The organism is Isoptericola aurantiacus (assembly GCF_044769875.1).
Lineage (GTDB): Bacteria > Actinomycetota > Actinomycetes > Actinomycetales > Cellulomonadaceae > Isoptericola > Isoptericola aurantiacus.
In genome coordinates, this window is the sequence record NZ_JBJBAE010000003.1 from 177,487 (window position 1) to 195,863 (window position 18,377).

Below are 18,377 nucleotides of genomic sequence, written 5' to 3' on the forward strand. Positions count from 1 at the left end.
CGCGCCTCAGGGCGGGGCTGCGAGCGCGCGGATCTGCGCCTCGGTCCAGGTGAGCGCGCCGGAGCGCAGGTCGCGCACGACGCCGCGCACCCAGTCGCGCTCGGCGGTGAGCACGGCACGCTGGTACTCGTCCTCGAGCACGAGGACACGCACCAGCCCGTGGGCGGCGGCGACCTGCTCGGGCGTCGGTGCGGCGAGCAGCCGGTCGAGGGCGGCCAGCCGGCGCACCAGCAGCCCGGTCAGCTCGTCGGGGCCCAGCAGCACGGCGTACGAGAGCGCGGCCGGCAGCTCCGGGTACTCGTCGCGAGGGGTGGCGATCGCCTCGGCGAGCCAGGTGCGCAGGGCGGTCTCGCCGTCGGGGGTCAGGGCGTACACCGTGCGTCCCCGGGGTGCGGACGGACGCTCGTGGACGGCGACGAGGCCGTCGCGCTCGAGCCGTTCGACCGCCTGGTGGAGGCTGTTGCGCGACCCGACGTTCACGACGTGGTCCTTGGCGCGGTCGAGGATCAGCCGGTGCATCCCGTACACGTGCGCCGGTGCCTCGTAGAGCAGCGCCAGCACCGTCATGGCCAGCGGCGAGCGGCGGCGCGCCGGTGTCCCGGCAGCAGGTTCGGTCCCCTTCACCCCTGCATCGTCGCAGAGGTCCTGCTTGACCGGCAGCGACGCGACAGTGCATAGTCATAATATGACTACGGCCCTGGTGATCAGTGGCGGGATCGGCGGCACGGCGGCGGCCGTCGCCCTGACGACGGTGGGGATCGACGTGACGGTCCTCGAACGGCGGCACGACGACGAGGCGGAGGGCTCGTTCCTCACGCTCGGCTCCAACGGGATCGACGCCCTGGCGGCGCTCGGTCTCGACACGGCCGTGGCCGGCGTCGGCTTCCCCACCCCGGTGCTCACGATGGTGAGCGGCACCGGCAAGGTCCTCGGCGACTCGAGGACCTCGGCGACGCTCCCGGGAGCTCCGACGTCCCGCACCGTGCGGCGCGCCGAGCTCGCCCGTGCGCTGCGGGACGAGGCGCGCCGGCGCGGCGTCGAGATCGTCACCGGGCAGCACGTCGTCGGCCTCACGAGGCCGGGCACGGCGAGCCGCCCGGCCGGGGTCCGTCTCGCCGACGGCACCGAGGCGGCGGCCGACCTGGTCGTCGCCGCCGACGGCATCCACTCCCGGATCCGACCTGAGATCGTGCCGGACGCACCGGGACCCGAGTACACCGGGCTCGTCGGCCTGGGCGGCGACAGCCCGGCCGGCATCGTCGACGAACCGCCGGGGAGCTTTCGGATGATCTTCGGCCGGCGCGCCTTCTTCGGCTACGCGACCGCACCCGACGAGCAGGTCTGGTGGTTCGCGAACGTCCCGCAGCCCCGCGAGCCCGTGCGCGGCGAGCCCGAGAGCATCGACGCCGAGACCTGGCGGCACCGACTCACCACCCTGTTCGCCGACGACGCCGGGCCCGCCGTCGCACTCCTCCGGGCCGCCACGCGACTGACTCCCGCGAGCCCGATGCACACGGTGCCCCGACTGCGGCGCTGGCACGCCGGGCGCACCGCCCTGCTGGGCGACGCCGCCCACGCGCCGTCGCCGTCGTCGGGCCAGGGTGCCTCGCTGGCCGTCGAGGACGCCGTCGCGCTCGCGCTCGCGCTGGGCGAGCAGGGCGCCGTCCTCCCGGCGCTCGCGGCCTACGAGGCCGCTCGGCGCCCTCGCGTCGAGCGGATCGTCGCGCAGGCCCGGCGCGTGAACAGCTCCAAGGCGGCCACAGGCCTGGCGCGCTGGCTGCGCGACGCGATCCTGCCGGTCGTGCTGCGACGCACCGCGGGCGGCCCCGCGCTCCGTGAGGTCTACGACCACCACCTCACCCGGGTGCCCGACCTGCGGGGCGGCGCATCGATCAGGTGAAACTTGTCAGTCTGGCCTGATGAGTTCTACCGTGGAGGCATGCCCCGGACCGCCCCTACCCCGCAGGCCCTGCGCGCCGCCGGCGAGCTGCGCTCGCTCGTCGGCCGGCTGCGCCGCCGCTTCCTCGAGGCGTCCGACAACCAGGGGCTGACGCCCTCCCAGACGTCGCTGCTCAACCGTCTCGTCAAGCACGGACCGAGCTCGCCCGGCGCGCTGGCCGCCGCAGAACGCGTCCGCCCGCAGTCGCTCGGCGCCACCCTGGCGGTGCTCACCGAACGCGGGCTCGTCCGGCGCGCGCCCGACCCGCACGACGGACGCCGCCTGGTCGTCTCGGTGAGCGAGTCGGGCCGGGCCCTGGTCACGGGTCGCCGCGAGGCCGGCGACGAGTGGCTCACCCGTGCCCTGGACGAGGCCCTGACCCCCGACCAGCTCGAGACCGTGCTCGACGCCCTGGCCCTGCTCGACGGGCTCGAGGAACCGTGACGGCACCCGGCACCGCCGTCGGTGGCTACGACCGGCGGCTGACCCTCCCCCTGGCCGTCGGGTCCCTGCTCAACCCGATCAACTCCTCGATGATCTCCGTGGCGCTCGTGCCCATCGGGGTCGCCTTCGGCGCCGGCCCCGCGCAGACGGTGTGGCTCGTGACGGCCCTGTACCTCGCGACCGCCGTCGGCCAGCCCGTCGCCGGACGGATCGTCGACCTGGTCGGCCCGCGCCGTCCGTACCTGGTGGGTACGGCGCTCGTCGGGCTCGCCGGCGTCCTGGGGGCGCTCGCGCCGACGCTGGGCGTGCTCGTCCTGGCGCGCGTCCTGCTGGGTCTCGGCACCTGCGCGGCCTACCCCGCGGCGATGTGGCTCGTCCGCCGCTCGGGCGGAGGTCACGGCCGGGACCGCAGCACCGCGACGGTCCTCACGGTCCTGGCGGTGACGAACCAGGTCATGATGATCGTCGGCCCCACCCTGGGCGGTGTGCTGATCGGCGTCGGCGGCTGGCGGGCCGTCTTCACCGTCAACGTCCCCCTCGCCGCGGCGTGCCTCGTGCTCGGGGCGCGACGCCTCCCCCGGACCACCGCGGCCGGGCTCCGCGGCGACGACGGCGACGACGGCAGTGCCGCCGGGACGGCTGCTGCTGCCCGGGCGGACGCCGGCGGCGTGCTGCTGTTCGCCGTGGCGCTCACGAGCCTGATGCTGGTGCTCGTCGGTGCGACCGGTGCGACCGTCCTGGGCGTCACCGTCGTCGCCGGAGCCTGGTTCGCCCGGCACGAGCTGCGGACCGCGCACCCCTTCGTCGACCTGCGGCTCCTGATCGGCAATCGCCCCCTGCTCCTCACCTACGCCCGCGCCATGCTCGGAGCGACCGCGATCTACGCGTTCCTGTTCGGCTACGTGCAGTGGCTCGAGCAGAGTCGCGGCCTGACCGAGGCCGCAGCCGGTCTGCTGATGCTGCCGACCTCCGTCCTCGCGGTGGCTCTCGCGTCGACCACGGGGCGGCGGGCCCCCGTCCGGCCTGCCCTCCTCGTCGGAGCGGTCTCGCTGCTCGTCGGCGCCGGGGTCCTGGCCACCGTGGCGACCGACAGCCCGCTGTGGGTGCTGGTCGTGGTGGGCCTCGGTATCGGCGGGATGCAGGGTCTCTTCGGGCTGGCCAACCAGAAGGCCCTGGCCGACCAGGCCGACCCGGGCACGGTCGGCGCCGCCGCCGGGCTCCTGCGCACCTTCACCTACCTCGGCGCGCTCGTCTCCACGGCCGCGATCGCCGCCCTCTACCCGCAGGGCGCCACCACGACGGGACTGCACGACCTCGCCCTGGCGATGGCCGGGTGCGCGCTCGGCGTCGTCCTGCTCACCGCCGTCGACCGGTCGCTCCCCCGCCGTCCCCGCGGCTCTCGACCCCGTCCCCGACCTCGAACGGACACCCGATGACCTTCACGACCCTCGACCCCCGCACCGCCCTCGTCGTCGTCGACCTCCAGGCCGGCATCCTCGCCGCACCGGTACGACCGGTCGACGCGACGGACGTCCTCGCCCGCAGCACCGCGCTCGCGGCCGCCTTCCGTGCCCGAGACCTGCCCGTGGTGCTCGTGCGGGTGACGGCCGCACCCGACGGCGCGGACGCGGTCTCGGCGCGTACGGACGCCGCTCGCGCCGCGGGGCCCCGTCCTGACCGTCCCGCCGGCTGGGACGTGCTGGCCCCCGAGCTGCACACCGCCGCGACGGACCTCGTGGTGACCAAGCGGACCTGGGGAGCCTTCTACGGCACCGACCTGGACCTCCAGCTGCGCCGACGCGGCGTCACGCAGCTGGTGCTCGCCGGTATCGCGACGAGCATGGGCGTCGAGTCGACCGCGCGTTCGGCCCACGAGCACGGCTACCACCTGAGCCTGGTGACGGACGCCATGAGCGACCGCTCCGCCGACGCCCACGAGCACAGCGTCACCAGGATCTTCCCGCTGCTCGGGGAGACCGGGACGGCGGCCGAGCTGCTGGGCCTGATGACGCCCTGAACCGCACGGCTCCGCGTGCCTGTGCGCCCCCCGGACCACGCGAACCGCTAGCGTGTGACCGTGGCCACCTTTCAGCAGACATCCAGCCCGCACGGGCACGGGCGCACGTACTCCGACGACCTGCGCCTGGCCCACGTGATCGCCGACCAGGTCGACTCGATGACGATGTCCCGGTTCCGCGCGGTCGACCTGCACGTCGAGACCAAGCCCGACTCCACCCCCGTCTCCGACGCCGACCGGGGGGCCGAGGAGTTCATCCGCGCCCAGCTCGCCCGCGCCCGCACGCGCGACGCCGTCGTCGGCGAGGAGTTCGGCGAGGCCGGCAGCGGGCCGCGCCGCTGGATCATCGACCCCATCGACGGGACCAAGAACTTCGTGCGCGGCGTCCCGGTGTGGGCGACCCTCATCGCGCTGGCCGACGGCGACGAGATCGTCATGGGCCTGGTCTCGGCACCCGCGCTGGGACGCCGGTGGTGGGCGGCCAAGGGTTCGGGCGCCTGGACCGGCAAGTCCCTCGCGGCGGCCACCCGCATGCACGTGTCCGGGGTGTCCTCGCTGTCCGACGCCTCGTTCGCCTACTCCTCGCTGTCGGGCTGGGAGGAGCGGGACAAGCTCAACGGGTTCCTCGACCTCACCCGCGAGTGCTGGCGCACGCGCGGCTACGGGGACTTCTGGTCGTACATGCTGGTGGCCGAGGGCTCGGCCGACATCGCCGCCGAACCCGAGCTCGAGCTCTACGACATGGCCGCCCTGGTCCCGATCGTGGTGGAGGCCGGCGGCCGGTTCACCTCCCTGGACGGCATGGACGGCCCGTGGGGCGGCAACGCGGTCGCCACCAACGGGCTGCTGCACGACAAGACGATGGTCTACCTGGGCTGATCCCCCCGGCCGCGCGGCACGTCGTGCGCCTCCGACGGCGCGTACCAGAGCAGGTCGCGGTCCGTGACCCGCTGCACCGCCTCGTCGAGGGCGGCGTCGTCGTCGGCGTCCACGGCCGCCAGCACCGCGAGCACGTCCGCCTCCGCGGCGGGCTCGTCCGCGTGGATCGCCACCAGGGCGGCATCGGGCAGCTCGCGTGTCACCTGGACGGCCGACGGGGCGACCGGTCCGCCCGCCGGCGACGGCGTGCCCGGCGCGACGACGTCGTCCGGCACCTCCAGGGACAGGACCGCCCGCAGGGGCGGCACCGGGTCCGACGCAGCGGCCACGAGGCCGAGCGAGTCGTCGGCGGCCGCGAGGAACGCGGCGTACTCGCGGCCCTCGTCGTCCTCGTCGGCCAGCCCCGTCACCAGGGCCGGGGTGACGGCGTGGGCACCGCGGGGACGCAGGTGCCACCGGGCACCGTGCGCGGCCACGGCCGCCGTGTCGAGCTCGTCCAGGGTGACCGGCACATAGAGGCGCATGGCTCCAGTCTGCCGTGACGGCGGCCCCGGGCCGGTGCGGCGCACGGGAGGGTCAGCCGACCGGTGCCGCAGACCTCGTCGCGGGCTCGCGCACCCGGGCGGCCAGCCCGGCGAAGGCACGCCGCGCAGCCGACGACGGCGCCTGCTCGGCCAGCGTCCGCCCGGCCAGGACCGCAGCGTCCAGCGCCGGGCCGTCGTCGGGCACCACGTGGACGTCCTCGACGCCGCCGTACCGGGCGAGCGCCTGGCCGACGGCCCGCGCCGGGTCGGACCCGACGGCTGCCGACCGCAGCCGGTTGGCCACCACCACCTGCCGCCCGGACACGGGGACCGGCGCCTCGCCCAGGTCCTCGAGCGCCCGCACCAGCCGTTGGATGCCGACCGGGTCGGCCGCGCCCACCACGACGACGACGTCCGCGGCCTGCAGCGCCGCCAGGGTGGCCGCGTTGCGCTGCGGCGCGTGCGTGTCGTACATGAGCATCTCGTCGACCTCCAGGAGCGGGCCGCAGTCCACGACGGTCCACCGGGCCAGCGCTCGGGCACGTTCCAGCACGACCTCCAGCGCGCTGGACGGCAGCTCCGGCCAGCGCGAGGCCCGCGTGATGCCCGCCAGGACCCGCAGCCTGCCCTCCACCACCGGAGCGTGACGGGCGAGCGTCGGCAGGTCGAGGGTGCCCTGGCCGGCGGCCCGCGCGGCCGCCGCGAGTCCCGGCGCGTCGTCGAGCAGGCCGAGCCGTGCCGCCACGCAGGACCCGTAGGTGTCGGCGTCCACGAGCAGGGTCGGCTCGGGGACGGGACCGCCCGCCGCGCCGCGCCGTCGACGCCGGCGCCCGGCCGCGCCGCCCAGACCGGCGAGCTCGGCCGCCAGCTCCACCGCCGTCGTCGTGCGGCCCGGGGCGCCCACCGGTCCCCACACCGCTACGACGGACCCCTGCTCGTGGTCCCCGCCGCGCCCCGCCAGGCCGGTCAGGTCGATCTCGGACGTGGCCAGCGGGTCGTCGATGGGGGCGGTGTCGCGCACGGCGTCGAGGAAGCGGGGATCGGCCGGTCCGTGCACGACCGCCTCCACACCCAGCGCCTCCACACGCTCGACGGGGCCGTCGTCCGCCAGCGCCACGACCCGGGTACCGGCAGCGTGCAGCCGTCCGACCGCCTCCCGGTCCAGACCGGGCAGGTCCGCGGAGACGACGGCGACCGAGCCGGCCCCGGCGGCCGACGCCGCCAGCAGCTCGGCGAGGTCGCCGCAGCGCCGCGTGACGCTCACCCGGGAACCGGGCTCGCCCAGCGTGAGGACGACGTCCGGCTCCGCCGGACCGCTGACGGCGCACAGCACCGTGATCTCCGCGGGCATCAGGTGCCCACCACCGGCACGACGGCGACCGAGCCGTCGGCGCCCAGCGCCGCGAGGACGGCGGGCAGGTCGCCGTCACCGACGAGGACGTGCAGGGTGCCCTGCTGGGAGACCACGAGCCCGCCGTCGGCGGCGTCCACGTCCTCCACCACGACGCCGGCGACGAGCGGTGCCGGTTCCGGGTCGTCCGCACCGGAACCCGGGCTCTGCTCCGGCACGAACCAGAGGTCCACCACGGACCCGGCGTGGAGCCGGTCGGAGATCCCGGCGGAGACCGGGACGGCCACCGATCGCACGTCGACGGCGGCGGCGTCCCCGAGGGCGGTGGCGGCGACCAGCTCTCCCTCGGGAACCACCCGCAGGGCGACCTGGTCGGCGGGCAGCCCGGCGTCGGCCCGCAGGTAGCCGTCGGCCTCGACGCCGAGGTTCACGTCGACCACCCGCAGCCGGCCCTCGTCGACCGGCTCGCCCGGGGTCAGGGTGCCCGCCGCGACGTAGACGCCCACGGTGCGGTCGGCGGCGGACACGACCCAGGAACCGAGCGCCACGGACACGGCCACCAGCACGACGCCCACGACGAGCCGCGGGTCGCGCCAGGTGGGTCGCCGCAGGCGGGGGGCGGTACGGGCCGGGAGGGCGTCGTTGCTCACGGGTGGTCCTTCGGATCGGCCGGGCGCGTCGGTGCGCCCGGGACTACGGGTGGTCCGTCAGGCGGTCGCAGGGTACCGACGGCGCGTGCGACGCACCGCGGCTGATCCATCATCCGGGACGTGCGACTTCTCGTCACCACCCGCCGCCATCTTCTGTGGACAACTCTGACGATCCGGCACCATGTGCCATGATGAATCCATGGCCAGCCGCTTCCTCTCCCTCGCCGAGGTGCAGGAGATGCTGAGCATCTCCGCCGCCCAGGCCTACTCCCTCGTGCGCTCCGGCGAGCTCCCCGCGATCCAGGTCGGCCCCAAGAAGGTCTGGCGCGTCGAGGCCGCCCGGCTGGAGGAGTACATCGAGCAGCAGTACTCGCGCACGCGCGAGCGCATCGCCTCCGGCGACCTGTAACCCCGCTCCGTCAGGCCGAGCTCACGCGCACCAGCGCGGCGAACGGCACCACCCGCACCTCCGGCCGCGCCCGGTCGACGTCCTCGACGTCGACGTGATCGGCACCCACGCGGGCGATCCGGCCCAAGGTCACGCCCGCCCTCGTGCAGACCTGCACGCGCACGCGGTCCCGCTGCAGGCCCCGCAGTGCGGCGCCGAGACCGAGGCGGTCCGTCCGCCGGGTCGACGGCGTGGCGTAGGGCCCCAGCCCGACGAGGCCGACGACGGCGGCCACCGGCACCACGTGCTGGACGGGTCCGCGCACCCCGCTCCCCTCGACCTGGAACCACTCCGTCGCCACGTGGGCGACCCGACCCTCGACCGCGTCACCGTCGCACAGCTCGACACGGAGCCGGCGGCCGCCACCGGACGCGCGCAGCCGGTCCACCAGCGGCACGGACGCCTGCTCGGCCCGGGTCAGCTCGGCCACCGCACCGTCGCGCTCGGCGGCCTCCGCGGCCACGAGCTGCGCCTCCAGGTCGGCGAAGAGCCTCGCCCAGCGGGACCCGTCCGACGACGTCACCTGGGTCTCCTTCCCGGCCCCGGTCCGTCGCCGGGCCCGCACCAGGATGCCCTGCCCTGGACAGCCGGACCAGACTGCGCTTGAATATCTGACACCAGATCACATCAAGCGCTATCAAGAAGCATCAAAATTCCTGAATCGCGAGGGAGCGACATCATGAGCCACGGCACGACACTGCGGGAGGCTCGCAGCGCGGCGGGCCTCCTCGTCTGCGTCCTGGGGTCCGCGGGCGCGCTCGTCCTGCTCGGCGGGCGGCTCCTCGCCGTGGTGCCCCGCGACGCCGCCGCCGCGGTCGCGACCGGGATCGACCGGTGGGTGGAGGTGCTCGTCCTCGCGATCGGCGTCCTGGCGGCCGCCTGGGTCCTCACCGGGGCGACGGCGGCGGTCGCGTGCGTCGTCGTCGCACGCCGGTCCCGGTCCCGGCGCACCGTCGAGGTGGTGCTCGGACGCTGGGCACCCGGCGTCGTGCGCCGCCTCGCGCGCGGTGCCGTCGGCGTCGGCCTGGGCGCGGGCCTCGCACTGACGCCCGTGGCCGCCACCGCCGCCGACGACGCCTCTCCCGCCGACGGCACCGCGGCCGTGCTGGACCTCGGCTGGCAGAGCACCGGCTCGACCGGTGCCGACGTCGTGGCCGGCTCGGGAGCGGTGTCCGTGCCGGCCGACGCGACCGAGGCGGAGGACGGCACCGGGGGCGACCCGGGGGACGACGGCGCGCACGTCGACGACGTCGCGCACGTCGACGACGTCGGGGACGCCCGCCCCACGTCGCTCCGACGCACTCCCGACGGCGAGGGCGGCGACCCTGTCGTCGTCGTGCGCGGCGACACGCTCTGGGACATCGCCGCGCGCACCCTGCCGGACGACGCCACCGACGCCGACGTGCTGCGCGCCGCGACGCGCTGGCACGAGGCGAACCGCGACGTCGTCGGCGACGACCCGGATCTCATCCTGCCCGGACAGGAGCTGTACGCGCCCTGACCGGCCCCGCACCGCCCTCGACCCGCCACCCGCACCGCCCCGCCGAACCCCCGGAGACCCCATGAGCGCCCCCGCCCCCGAGAACACCCCCACCACCCGCGACCGCCGCCCACGGACCACGGACAGGCTGCGGGTGTCGGCCCCGCCGCGGACCGGGCGGCCCGGCGCACCGCCGCAGGCGTCCCGGCGCCCCGGACCCGTCCGCCGCATCCGGGTGGGCGCTCGGACGCCGGGCGCGGTCCCCGTCCCGGGGCGCCCGCTCACCGCGCCCACCGCGTCGGGCACGGTGCGCCCGCCGGACCCGACGGCCCTGTGCTGCTCGGTCGTCCGCGCCGCCGTCGAGGTGCTGCGCGGCGAACGCCCGGCCGCGCAGATCGCCCGCTGGGTCACACCGACGGTCCACGACCAGCTCGTCGAACGGGCACGGCTCGTCCGGGCACGAGCCCGGCGGGACGGCGCCGGGACGACGGGAGTTCCGGTGGTCGTGCGCCGGGTGCGGATGGTGCGGCTCGGCGAGGAGACGGCCGAGGCCACCGTGGTGCTCGAGGACCGCGGGCGGGTGCGAGCGGCCGCCGTCCGCCTCGAGGCCCGTCGCGGGCTGTGGCGGGTGGCGGTCCTCGAGCTCGGGTGACCGTGGCCGCTCTTGGCCGAGCAGCACTCCGCCCCGCGACGCCGAGCGTCGCGGGGCGGAGTGCTTGCGGGGAGGTCGTCCTACTCGTTCACGCCGTGGCAGACCTTGTACTTCTTGCCCGACCCGCACGGGCACTGCGCGTTGCGGGGGGTGCCGGGGAACGTCCGGCCGTCGGCTTCGGCGGACGACGCCTCACCGTGCAGGGCCCGGCGCTCGGACCGGGAGTCCTCACCCGACGCCGTGCCGTCCTCGTTGGGCGCCGAGTACTGCAGGTTCTGCGGCGGCCGCGGCGTCTCCAACCCCTTGGCCAGCAGCACGGGCTCCTCGTCACCGGCGAACGCCGCCGGAACCTCGACCTCGGTCTCGGGCTCCGCCTCGGCCGGTGCCGGGGCGTCCTCGACGGCGTCCGCGCCCACGACCGTGGCGGCTCCCCCGCCGACGAGCCGCCCGGCGGACGAGCCGGCAGCAGCGGCGGCCGAGGCGACCGACACCGCCGGCCCGTCGTCCGGCGCGCCGTCGCCGGCACCCTTGACCTGCACCTCGAGGTTGAACAGGTAGCCGATCGACTCCTCCTTGATGGCCTCCGTCATGGCCTGGAAGAGCTGGAAACCCTCACGCTGGTACTCGATCAGCGGGTCACGCTGGGCCATCGCCCGCAGGCCGATGCCCTCCTTGAGGTAGTCCATCTCGTAGAGGTGCTCGCGCCACTTGCGGTCGAGCACCGACAGCACGACCCGGCGCTCGAGCTGGCGCATCGCGGGAGAACCGAGCGACTCCTCACGAGCCGCATAGGCCACGCGGGCGTCGGAGAGCAGCTCGTCGAGCAGCATCTCCTGCGTGATCCGCGACCGGTCACCGGCCTCGGCCACCACGTCGTCCACGGTGATCGAGACGGGGTAGACGGACTTCAGCGCCGTCCACAGGGCGTCGAGGTCCCAGCCCTCGGCACTGCCGTCGTCGGCGGCGCCGTCCACGTAGGCCGTCACGACGTCGGTGATGAAGTGCTGCACCTGCTCGTGCAGGTCCTCACCCTCGAGCACCCGGCGCCGCTCGTCGTAGATCACGGTGCGCTGGCGGGCCAGCACGTCGTCGTACTTGAGGACGTTCTTGCGGATCTCGAAGTTGCGGGACTCGACCTGGGACTGCGCGCTCTGGATGCCGCGCGTCACCATCTTCGACTCCAGCGGCATGTCGTCCGGGAACCCGGCACGCCCCATCATCGACTCGGCCAGCCCCGAGTTGAACAACCGCATGAGGTCGTCCTGCATCGACAGGTAGAACCGCGACTCGCCCGGGTCGCCCTGACGGCCGGAGCGGCCGCGCAGCTGGTTGTCGATGCGCCGCGACTCGTGCCGCTCGGTGCCCAGCACGTACAGGCCGCCGAGCTCGACGACCTCCTCGTGCTCGGCCTTGACGGACTCCTCGGCCTTCGCCAGCACGTCCGGCCACGCGGCCTCGTAGGCCTCCGGGTCCTCGGTGGAGTCGTAGCCCTGGGCCGCCATCTCCGCGACGGCGGTGAACTCGGCGTTGCCGCCGAGCATGATGTCCGTGCCGCGCCCGGCCATGTTGGTGGCCACCGTGACCGCGCCCTTGCGGCCGGCCTGCGCGACGATCGAGGCCTCCCGCTCGTGCTCCTTGGCGTTGAGCACGTCGTGCGGGACACCGGCCTTCTTGAGCAGCGTGGACAGCAGCTCGGACTTCTCGACGCTGGTGGTGCCGACCAGCACGGGCTGACCCTTGGCGTGCCGCTCGACGATGTCCGCGACGACGGCGTCGAACTTCGCCTCCTCCGTCTTGTAGACGAGGTCCGACTGGTCGATGCGGATCATCGGCTTGTTCGTCGGGATGGGGACCACGCCCAGGGAGTAGGTCCCCTGGAACTCGGCGGCCTCGGTCTCGGCCGTACCGGTCATCCCGGCGACCTTGTCGTACTGGCGGAAGTAGTTCTGCAGCGTGATCGTGGCGAGGGTCTGGTTCTCCGCCTTGATCTGCACGCCCTCCTTGGCCTCGATGGCCTGGTGCATGCCCTCGTTGTACCGGCGGCCGGCGAGGATGCGGCCCGTGTGCTCGTCGACGATCATGACCTCGCCGTTGAGCACGACGTAGTCCTTGTCGCGCTTGAACAGCTCCTTGGCCTTGATCGCGTTGTTGACGAACCCGATGAGCGGCGTGTTCAGCGACTCGTAGAGGTTGTCGATGCCGAGGTAGTCCTCGATCTTCTCGATGCCGGGCTCGAGGATGCCGACGGTGCGCTTCTTCTCGTCGACCTCGTAGTCCGTCTCGTTGCGCAGCCGCTTGACGACCTTGGCGAACTCGACGTACCAGCGGTTGGCGTCACCCGACGACGGGCCCGAGATGATGAGCGGCGTGCGTGCCTCGTCGATGAGGATGGAGTCGACCTCGTCGACGATCGCGAAGTTGTGGCCGCGCTGGACGAGGTCCTCGGGCGACCACGCCATGTTGTCGCGCAGGTAGTCGAACCCGAACTCGTTGTTCGTGCCGTAGGTGATGTCCGCCGCGTACTGGGCGCGGCGCTCGTCCGGGTTCTGGCCGGAGACGATGATGCCCGTCGTCAGCCCGAGGAACCGGTAGACGCGCCCCATCAGCTCGCCCTGGTACCGCGCGAGGAAGTCGTTGGTCGTCACCACGTGCACGCCCCGGCCCGACAGCGCGTTGAGGTACGCGGCCGTCGTCGCGACCAGCGTCTTGCCCTCACCGGTCTTCATCTCGGCGATGTTGCCCTGGTGCAGGGCGGCGCCGCCGACCAGCTGGACGTCGAAGTGGCGGTGACCGAGGGTGCGCCGCGCGGCCTCGCGCACGGTGGCGAACGCCTCCGGGAGCAGCGTGTCGAGCGTCTCGCCGTGCTCGAGCCGCTCCTTGAACCGGTCCGTCTCCTCGGCGAGCTCGGTGTCGCTGAGCTCGGCGAAGCTCGACTCGAGCTGGTTCACCTGCTCGCCCAGGGCGGTGAGCCTCTTCAGGGTCCGCCCCTCGCCGATGCGGAGGATCTTCTCGAGGATGGCAGGCACGCAGTTCTCCCGTGTCGGTGGTGCCCGGGAGGACCCGGGCCCGTCGGTTCGGTGCCGACCGCCGACGCCGGCGCCGACCGGTCGCACCATCGATCATCCTATTCCCCCTCGGGAGCCCTCGGGGCCAGGTTCGCGCGGGACGAAACGGCGCCCGCACGACGGCGGTGCCGAGACCGCGGTCACCGACCGGCGGCGAGCACCTCGGCCGCCCGGTCGGCCAGCTCGGCGCCGGCCGCGCCGTAGAGGTGGAAGACGGCGTGCGCCCCGTGCCTGCGCAGCTCGTCGGCGTCGTCGTCGTACCGTGCGATGGCGGCGACCTGACCCTCGAAGCCGGCGTCCTGGAGCCGGGAGAGCGCGATGAGGTTCGCGTTGTGGAACGGCATGGCCAGCACGGCGAGCCGGACGTGACCGGCCCGCTTGACCCTGGCCCAGAACTCGAGGTCGGTCGCGTCGGCACGCACGACCTCGAACCCCTCGTCGCGCAGCGCGTCGACCCGGCTCTGGTCGTGCTCCACCCCCACCACGTGCAGGCCGTAGCTGTCCCGCAACGTCGCGAAGGTCGTGGAACCCACCCGGCCGAGCCCGAGCACCAGCGCGTCCGCGTCGCCGACGTCGACCACCCGGTCGTCGACGTGCAGCGTCGCCGGGTCCTTGGCGGGCAGGAACCTCGTCAACCAGGAGGCGAGCTCCACGCCGCGGCGGTTCACGACCGAGGACACGACGAAGCTCGCGGCGACGGCGAGCGAGATCACGATCACCCAGCCGTCGTCGAGCGCGCCCGACTCCGCCCCGACGACGGCGACGATGATGCCGAACTCGGAGTAGTTGCCCAGCGCCAGGCCGGTGAGGAAGGCCGTCCGCCGACGCAGGCGCAGCATCCACAGCACGAGCGCGAAGACGGCGGCCTGCAACGGCAGCATCAGCAGCAGCCCGAGGGCCAGCAGGACGTGCGGGACCTCCGGCGTGCCGTGCATGCCGATCTCGAGGAAGAACGCCACGAGCATCAGGTCCTTGAACGTCATCAGGGAGCGCGACATCTCCCCGGCGTTCGCGTGCGTCGCCAGCAGCGCCCCCATGATCAGCGCACCGAGGTCTCCGGAGAGGCCGAGGAGCTCGAACAGGAAGAAGCCGGGGCCGAGCGCCATCGCGACCCCGTAGAGCGCCTGCAGCTCACCGTGACCGAGGCGGTCCCAGAGCAGGTGCAGGAGCCGGCGGCCGGGCAGCAGGGCCAGCAGCGCGAGCGCCCACGGGCTGGGCACCCGCCCCTCGGACGTCGCGAGGAACGCGACGGCGACGACGTCCTGCACGATGAGGATGCCGATGGCGATCCGCCCGTACAGGCTCGTCGCGTCCGAGCGGTCCTCGAGCACCTTGACCACGAACACGGTCGAGGAGAACGACAGCGCGAAGGCGATCAGGGCGACGGTGCGCAGCGACTCGGAGGCCACGAGTGCGACGCCCAGCACCGCCAGACCGCTCAGCACCCCGATGCCCGCGGCCACGGTGACCGCCATGTGCACGACCGTCGTCAGCCAGATCTCGGGCCGCAGCAGCGAACGGACGTCGAGCTTGAGGCCGATGGTGAACAGCAGCAGCGCCACGCCGACCTCGGAGAGCAGCTCGAGCCCCGGCATCGCGGGAGCATCGACCGCGCCGAGCACGAACCCGGCGCCGAGGAACCCGACCAGCGGCGGCAGCCGCACCAGCGTCGCGAGCACGCCGCCGACGAAGGCGACGCCCAGGTACAGCGCGACGACGTCCACGGCTCACCCCCTTCGTGCCGACGATCCTACGGTCGCCGCAGCGTCCCGTCGCGTCCCGTCGGCAGGCCGTCACCCGCCGGACGGACCGGCGACGGCGGCGGCGAGATCGTCCGCGAGGTCCCCGTCGCCGGCGACCAGCACCTCGGCCAGGCCGAGCCAGGAGGCGAGGAGCCCGAGCTCGGCGGCCAGGACGGCCGCGGTGTCGCCGTCGGCGTGCGGCGTCCGGTGCGCACGGACCACACGCAGGACGCCGGCACCCCGGTCCGCCTTCAGGTCGACCAGCGCGGTGATCTGCTCACCCTGCAGGAACGGCAGCACGTAGTAGCCGAGCTGCCGTCGCGGCGCCGGGACGTAGATCTCGATCCGGTAGCGGACGCCGAACAGCTCCTCCAGGCGCCGGCGCTCCCACACCAGCGGGTCGAACGGGCTGAGCAGCGCCGCCCGGCCGGCCCGCCGCGGGACGACGGCGTCCCGGTGCCGGTAGGCACGCTCCGACCACCCCTGCACCACGACCGGGACCAGGGTGCCCTCCTCCACCAGCTCGTCGAGGGCGCGCCGGGCCGCCGGGCCGCGCAGCCGGAAGTAGTCGCGGAAGCAGCGGGCCGAGCCCACCCCGTGGGCCCGGGCACCGAGCTCGAGCAACCGCCGCACGGCGACGTCGTCCGGCACCGGCGGCGCGTGCCGGACCGCGGGCGGCAGCACGCGCTCGGCGAGGTCGTAGCACCGCTCGAACGCGCCGTTGCGGCGTGCCGACATGACCTCCCCCGTGAAGAAGAGGTGCTCGAGGCAGAGCTTCGCCGTCGTCCAGTTCCATCCCCACTCCGCGCGGTCGCGCGGTGCCGAGCGCCCCGCGGCCTCCAGCGTGTCGTGGAGGGCGCTCGCGGTCACCGGGCCCCGCGCGGCCACCAGCTCCCGCACGGCGTCGAGCTCGACCGGGTGGGCCTTCGGGACCGAGGCCACGCGCCGCCAGGCCTCCTGGGCGTAGGCCCGACGGCGCCAGGCCAGCAGCGGGTACGTCGTCGCCGGGACGTACGAGGCCACGTGCGCCCACGTCTCCACGAGGCGGCGGGGGGCGCGGGAGGCGGCGCGGTCGAGCAGCGCGGTGTCGTACGGGCCGAGGCGCGAGTACAGCGGCATCAGGTGGGCGCGCGCGAGGATGTTGACGGAGTCGATCTGCAGCAGGTTGACCCGGTCGACGGTGCCGGTCAGGTGCCGCATCGTGACCGGACCCGCGGCACGGGGGCGGTCGAGTCCCTGGGCGCGGAGCGCGGCGCGGCGCGCCTCGGCGTTCGAGAGCGTCTCCATGGGACCGATCGTGCCGCCCGCCACCGACACCGGCGCCGCCCTCCCTCGCCACGGCTTGGCCTACCTCGCCACGGCCCGGCCTACCTCGCGGGTGGCAGGCCTACCCCGCGGTGCGCTGCGCGCGGTCGCCCGCAGAAACGGACGGGGGCCGTCCGGTCCCTCCGCACGATCGTCATCCCCGAAGTGGAGGGCCCCTGGGCCCGTGAACGCGATCGTGCGGAGGGACGGGACGGCCCCCGCCGAAGATGCAGTCCTACGTCAGCGCCGAGACCGGCTCCACGCCGGCGCAGGTCGTGTCCAGCTCGATGACGCCGTACGTCCACCCCTTGCGGCGGTACACCGCCGCGGGGCGCGCCGACTCCTTGTCGATGAACAGGAAGAAGTCGTGTCCGACGAGCTCCATCCGCTCCACGGCCTCGTCGACCGCCATCGGCTCCCCGGTGTGCAGCTTCTGCCGGATCACCACGGGCGAGTCGCCGAGCTGGTGCTCGACGGCGTCACCCGGCGTCTCGAGGGTGGCGGGCTCGGCGTCGGCCTCGGGCTGGGAGGCCACGACGTCGTCGTAGGGGCGCACGTCCACGGGCGGGACGACCTCGGGACCACGACGACGGTGGTCCTTGCGGCGGTCCCGGGAGCGGCGCAGCCGCTCGTTCAGCTTGTCCATCGCGAGGTCGAGCGCGGCGAACCTGTCGTCCGCCGCCGCCTCCGCCCGGATCACGGGGCCCTTGGCCCGCACCGTCAGCTCCACCCGCTCGCTGACGTCCGACAGCTTCGGGTTCTTCTCGTGCGTGACCGAGACGTCCACGCGCCGCGCGTTCGGCGCGAGCTGGGTGACCTTGCCGAGCTTGTCCTCCACGTGGCGACGGAACCGGTCCGTCACGTCCGTGTGCCTGCCGACGACGATGATCTCCATCGTGCTGCTCCACTTCGTCGTGTGAGGCCGCCACGCGTCGCGAGCGGCCTGGTTGCGCTGTCCGGGCACCGTGGCCGGTGCCGGTACTGGCACCACCTCCCGGTCGCCGGATCCGTGTCCGACCCGCTCGTGGGTTGCGGCGTCCGGTCCGTGGGAGGAACGGCCGCCGTCGGGTTCTCACACTAACCCGAACGTGTCCCCGGGGTGAACTCCTGGCGACGGGCCGGGCCGGGGAGATCTGGTGACGGTTCCCGGTGGCGGCGTGGCCGCGAGCACCAGTGCGCCCACCACGCCGCAGCCGGCCGCCTCGAGGACGCGTTCCGCGGCAGCGAGGGTGGCGCCGGTGGTGAGCACGTCGTCCACCAGGAGGCAGACGGCGCCGCCGGGCACCCGGCCTGCCCGCACCTCGACGGCACGAGCCAGGTTGTCCCCGCGAGCGCGGGCGCCCAGCCCGACCTGGTCGCGGGCACGACCACGACGTCGCAGCGCCGGCACCACCGCGGCGCGGAGTCCGGCGTCACCCGCCCCGCGGGCGACGGCCGCGGCGAGGACGCCGGTGGTCTCCCGCCCGCGCCGCAGCCGGGCACCGGGGGACGACGGAGCGGGGACCACGCGCAGCAGGGACGGCCCGACGGCGGGACGCAGCGCGGGCGCGAGGGTCCGTGCGGCCCGGCGCACCGCCCGGGCGAGCAGGCCGTCGAGGTCGGCACGGTCCCGGTCCTTCCAGGCGACGATCAGCTCGCGCACCCCACCCGCGCAGTCCGCCAGCGCCCACACCGGCAGCGGCGCGACGCCGTCGAGACGGTCGAGCCGCGCCGCGTCGGCCTCGACCCGGCGCGGCCGGTCCCCGGCGACGGCGGCAGCGCAGCCGGGGCAGACCGGCACGTCGGGCCGACCGCAGCCGGGGCAGGCCACCGGCACGGCGAGACGGTTCAGGAGCGTGAGCACGGCCGCGACGCTGCCACGGGTCCGACGCTCGCGACGCG

18 protein-coding genes are annotated in these 18,377 nt (G+C 74.5%); 8 read left to right on the forward strand and 10 right to left on the reverse strand.

The genetic code is table 11. The features are described 5' to 3' along the window. Positions 1-6 precede the first annotated feature (6 nt). The gene (locus tag ACIQLL_RS10770) at positions 7-624 is read right to left on the reverse strand and encodes a PadR family transcriptional regulator (RefSeq protein WP_402466629.1); all 618 of its coding nucleotides are present in this window, start codon (positions 622-624) and stop codon (positions 7-9) included. Positions 625-685: 61 nt separating this feature from the next. On the opposite strand from ACIQLL_RS10770, the gene ACIQLL_RS10775 reads away from it, so the two are divergent. The 5 genes from ACIQLL_RS10775 to hisN all read left to right on the forward strand — a co-directional run bounded on the left by ACIQLL_RS10775 (position 686) and on the right by hisN (position 5,279). After that, positions 686-1,900 (forward strand): FAD-dependent oxidoreductase, encoded by a 1,215-nt coding sequence (locus ACIQLL_RS10775; protein ID WP_402466632.1) that lies wholly within the window; start codon positions 686-688, stop codon positions 1,898-1,900. A gap of 39 nt (positions 1,901-1,939) precedes the next feature. Continuing rightward, complete coding sequence (locus ACIQLL_RS10780) at positions 1,940-2,383, forward strand: MarR family winged helix-turn-helix transcriptional regulator (protein WP_402466634.1); 444 nt, start codon at positions 1,940-1,942, stop codon at positions 2,381-2,383. Continuing rightward, the gene (locus tag ACIQLL_RS10785) at positions 2,380-3,819 is read left to right on the forward strand and encodes an MFS transporter (RefSeq protein ID WP_402466637.1); all 1,440 of its coding nucleotides are present in this window, start codon (positions 2,380-2,382) and stop codon (positions 3,817-3,819) included. The genes ACIQLL_RS10780 and ACIQLL_RS10785 overlap by 4 nt, the downstream gene beginning before the upstream one ends. Next, complete coding sequence (locus tag ACIQLL_RS10790; RefSeq protein WP_402466639.1) at positions 3,816-4,400, forward strand: isochorismatase family protein; 585 nt, start codon at positions 3,816-3,818, stop codon at positions 4,398-4,400. The genes ACIQLL_RS10785 and ACIQLL_RS10790 overlap by 4 nt, the downstream gene beginning before the upstream one ends. A 159-nt stretch (positions 4,401-4,559) precedes the next feature. Beyond that, a complete protein-coding gene (gene hisN / locus ACIQLL_RS10795) occupies positions 4,560-5,279 on the forward strand; it encodes a histidinol-phosphatase (RefSeq protein ID WP_402467418.1) in 720 nt (239 codons plus the stop codon). Here the strand turns inward: hisN and ACIQLL_RS10800 are convergent. The 3 genes from ACIQLL_RS10800 to ACIQLL_RS10810 are packed head-to-tail and all read right to left on the reverse strand — an operon-like array spanning position 5,267 to position 7,804. Then, a complete protein-coding gene (locus ACIQLL_RS10800; protein WP_402466642.1) occupies positions 5,267-5,803 on the reverse strand; it encodes a DUF6912 family protein in 537 nt (178 codons plus the stop codon). The two genes, hisN and ACIQLL_RS10800, sit on opposite strands and share 13 nt — an antisense overlap. Positions 5,804-5,855: 52 nt before the next feature. Beyond that, on the reverse strand, positions 5,856-7,154 hold the full coding sequence (locus ACIQLL_RS10805) for an AAA family ATPase (RefSeq protein WP_402466645.1): 1,299 nt from the start codon (positions 7,152-7,154) through the stop codon (positions 5,856-5,858). Beyond that, positions 7,154-7,804: a CpaB family protein gene (locus ACIQLL_RS10810; protein WP_402466648.1), complete on the reverse strand. Its 651-nt coding sequence runs from the start codon at positions 7,802-7,804 to the stop codon at positions 7,154-7,156. The genes ACIQLL_RS10805 and ACIQLL_RS10810 overlap by 1 nt, the downstream gene beginning before the upstream one ends. Positions 7,805-8,003: 199 nt before the next feature. On the opposite strand from ACIQLL_RS10810, the gene ACIQLL_RS10815 reads away from it, so the two are divergent. Further along, the gene (locus ACIQLL_RS10815) at positions 8,004-8,213 is read left to right on the forward strand and encodes a helix-turn-helix domain-containing protein (protein ID WP_402466649.1); all 210 of its coding nucleotides are present in this window, start codon (positions 8,004-8,006) and stop codon (positions 8,211-8,213) included. 10 nt (positions 8,214-8,223) lie between these two features. Here ACIQLL_RS10815 and ACIQLL_RS10820 read toward each other — a convergent pair whose 3' ends face one another. Then, the gene (locus ACIQLL_RS10820; RefSeq protein WP_402466651.1) at positions 8,224-8,775 is read right to left on the reverse strand and encodes a hypothetical protein; all 552 of its coding nucleotides are present in this window, start codon (positions 8,773-8,775) and stop codon (positions 8,224-8,226) included. A 156-nt stretch (positions 8,776-8,931) separates the two neighbouring features. Here ACIQLL_RS10820 and ACIQLL_RS10825 point away from each other — a divergent pair, with 156 nt between their 5' ends. Continuing rightward, positions 8,932-9,753, forward strand: a complete 822-nt coding sequence (locus ACIQLL_RS10825; RefSeq protein WP_402466653.1) for a LysM peptidoglycan-binding domain-containing protein — start codon at positions 8,932-8,934, stop codon at positions 9,751-9,753. 61 nt (positions 9,754-9,814) lie between these two features. Continuing rightward, positions 9,815-10,384, forward strand: a complete 570-nt coding sequence (locus ACIQLL_RS10830) for an Rv3235 family protein (protein WP_402466656.1) — start codon at positions 9,815-9,817, stop codon at positions 10,382-10,384. 80 nt (positions 10,385-10,464) lie between these two features. Here ACIQLL_RS10830 and secA read toward each other — a convergent pair whose 3' ends face one another. From secA to ACIQLL_RS10855, 5 genes are all read right to left on the reverse strand, one after another. Further along, positions 10,465-13,410, reverse strand: coding sequence for a preprotein translocase subunit SecA (secA, locus tag ACIQLL_RS10835; protein WP_402466659.1), 2,946 nt, complete (start codon positions 13,408-13,410; stop codon positions 10,465-10,467). Positions 13,411-13,589: 179 nt separating this feature from the next. Continuing rightward, a complete protein-coding gene (locus ACIQLL_RS10840; RefSeq protein ID WP_402466661.1) occupies positions 13,590-15,173 on the reverse strand; it encodes a cation:proton antiporter domain-containing protein in 1,584 nt (527 codons plus the stop codon). Between the two features lie 69 nt (positions 15,174-15,242). Then, positions 15,243-16,478: a winged helix-turn-helix domain-containing protein gene (locus ACIQLL_RS10845; protein WP_402466664.1), complete on the reverse strand. Its 1,236-nt coding sequence runs from the start codon at positions 16,476-16,478 to the stop codon at positions 15,243-15,245. Positions 16,479-16,731: 253 nt separating this feature from the next. After that, a complete protein-coding gene (gene hpf / locus ACIQLL_RS10850) occupies positions 16,732-17,391 on the reverse strand; it encodes a ribosome hibernation-promoting factor, HPF/YfiA family (protein WP_402466666.1) in 660 nt (219 codons plus the stop codon). Between the two features lie 177 nt (positions 17,392-17,568). Continuing rightward, complete coding sequence (locus ACIQLL_RS10855; RefSeq protein ID WP_402466669.1) at positions 17,569-18,339, reverse strand: ComF family protein; 771 nt, start codon at positions 18,337-18,339, stop codon at positions 17,569-17,571. Between the last annotated feature and the right edge of the window lie 38 nt (positions 18,340-18,377).

What these genes read in the sequence shown, in the direction of transcription:
- ACIQLL_RS10775 (WP_402466632.1), top strand. Translation starts at nt 686, where the DNA reads ATGACTACGGCCCTGGTGATCAGTGGCGGGATCGGCGGCACGGCGGCG.
- ACIQLL_RS10780 (WP_402466634.1), top strand. Translation starts at nt 1,940, where the DNA reads ATGCCCCGGACCGCCCCTACCCCGCAGGCCCTGCGCGCCGCCGGCGAG.
- ACIQLL_RS10790 (WP_402466639.1), top strand. Translation starts at nt 3,816, where the DNA reads ATGACCTTCACGACCCTCGACCCCCGCACCGCCCTCGTCGTCGTCGAC.
- hisN (WP_402467418.1), top strand. Translation starts at nt 4,560, where the DNA reads ATGACGATGTCCCGGTTCCGCGCGGTCGACCTGCACGTCGAGACCAAG.
- ACIQLL_RS10800 (WP_402466642.1), bottom strand. Translation starts at nt 5,803, where the DNA reads ATGCGCCTCTATGTGCCGGTCACCCTGGACGAGCTCGACACGGCGGCC.
- ACIQLL_RS10805 (WP_402466645.1), bottom strand. Translation starts at nt 7,154, where the DNA reads ATGCCCGCGGAGATCACGGTGCTGTGCGCCGTCAGCGGTCCGGCGGAG.
- ACIQLL_RS10815 (WP_402466649.1), top strand. Translation starts at nt 8,004, where the DNA reads ATGGCCAGCCGCTTCCTCTCCCTCGCCGAGGTGCAGGAGATGCTGAGC.
- ACIQLL_RS10825 (WP_402466653.1), top strand. Translation starts at nt 8,932, where the DNA reads ATGAGCCACGGCACGACACTGCGGGAGGCTCGCAGCGCGGCGGGCCTC.
- ACIQLL_RS10830 (WP_402466656.1), top strand. Translation starts at nt 9,815, where the DNA reads ATGAGCGCCCCCGCCCCCGAGAACACCCCCACCACCCGCGACCGCCGC.
- ACIQLL_RS10845 (WP_402466664.1), bottom strand. Translation starts at nt 16,478, where the DNA reads ATGGAGACGCTCTCGAACGCCGAGGCGCGCCGCGCCGCGCTCCGCGCC.
- hpf (WP_402466666.1), bottom strand. Translation starts at nt 17,391, where the DNA reads ATGGAGATCATCGTCGTCGGCAGGCACACGGACGTGACGGACCGGTTC.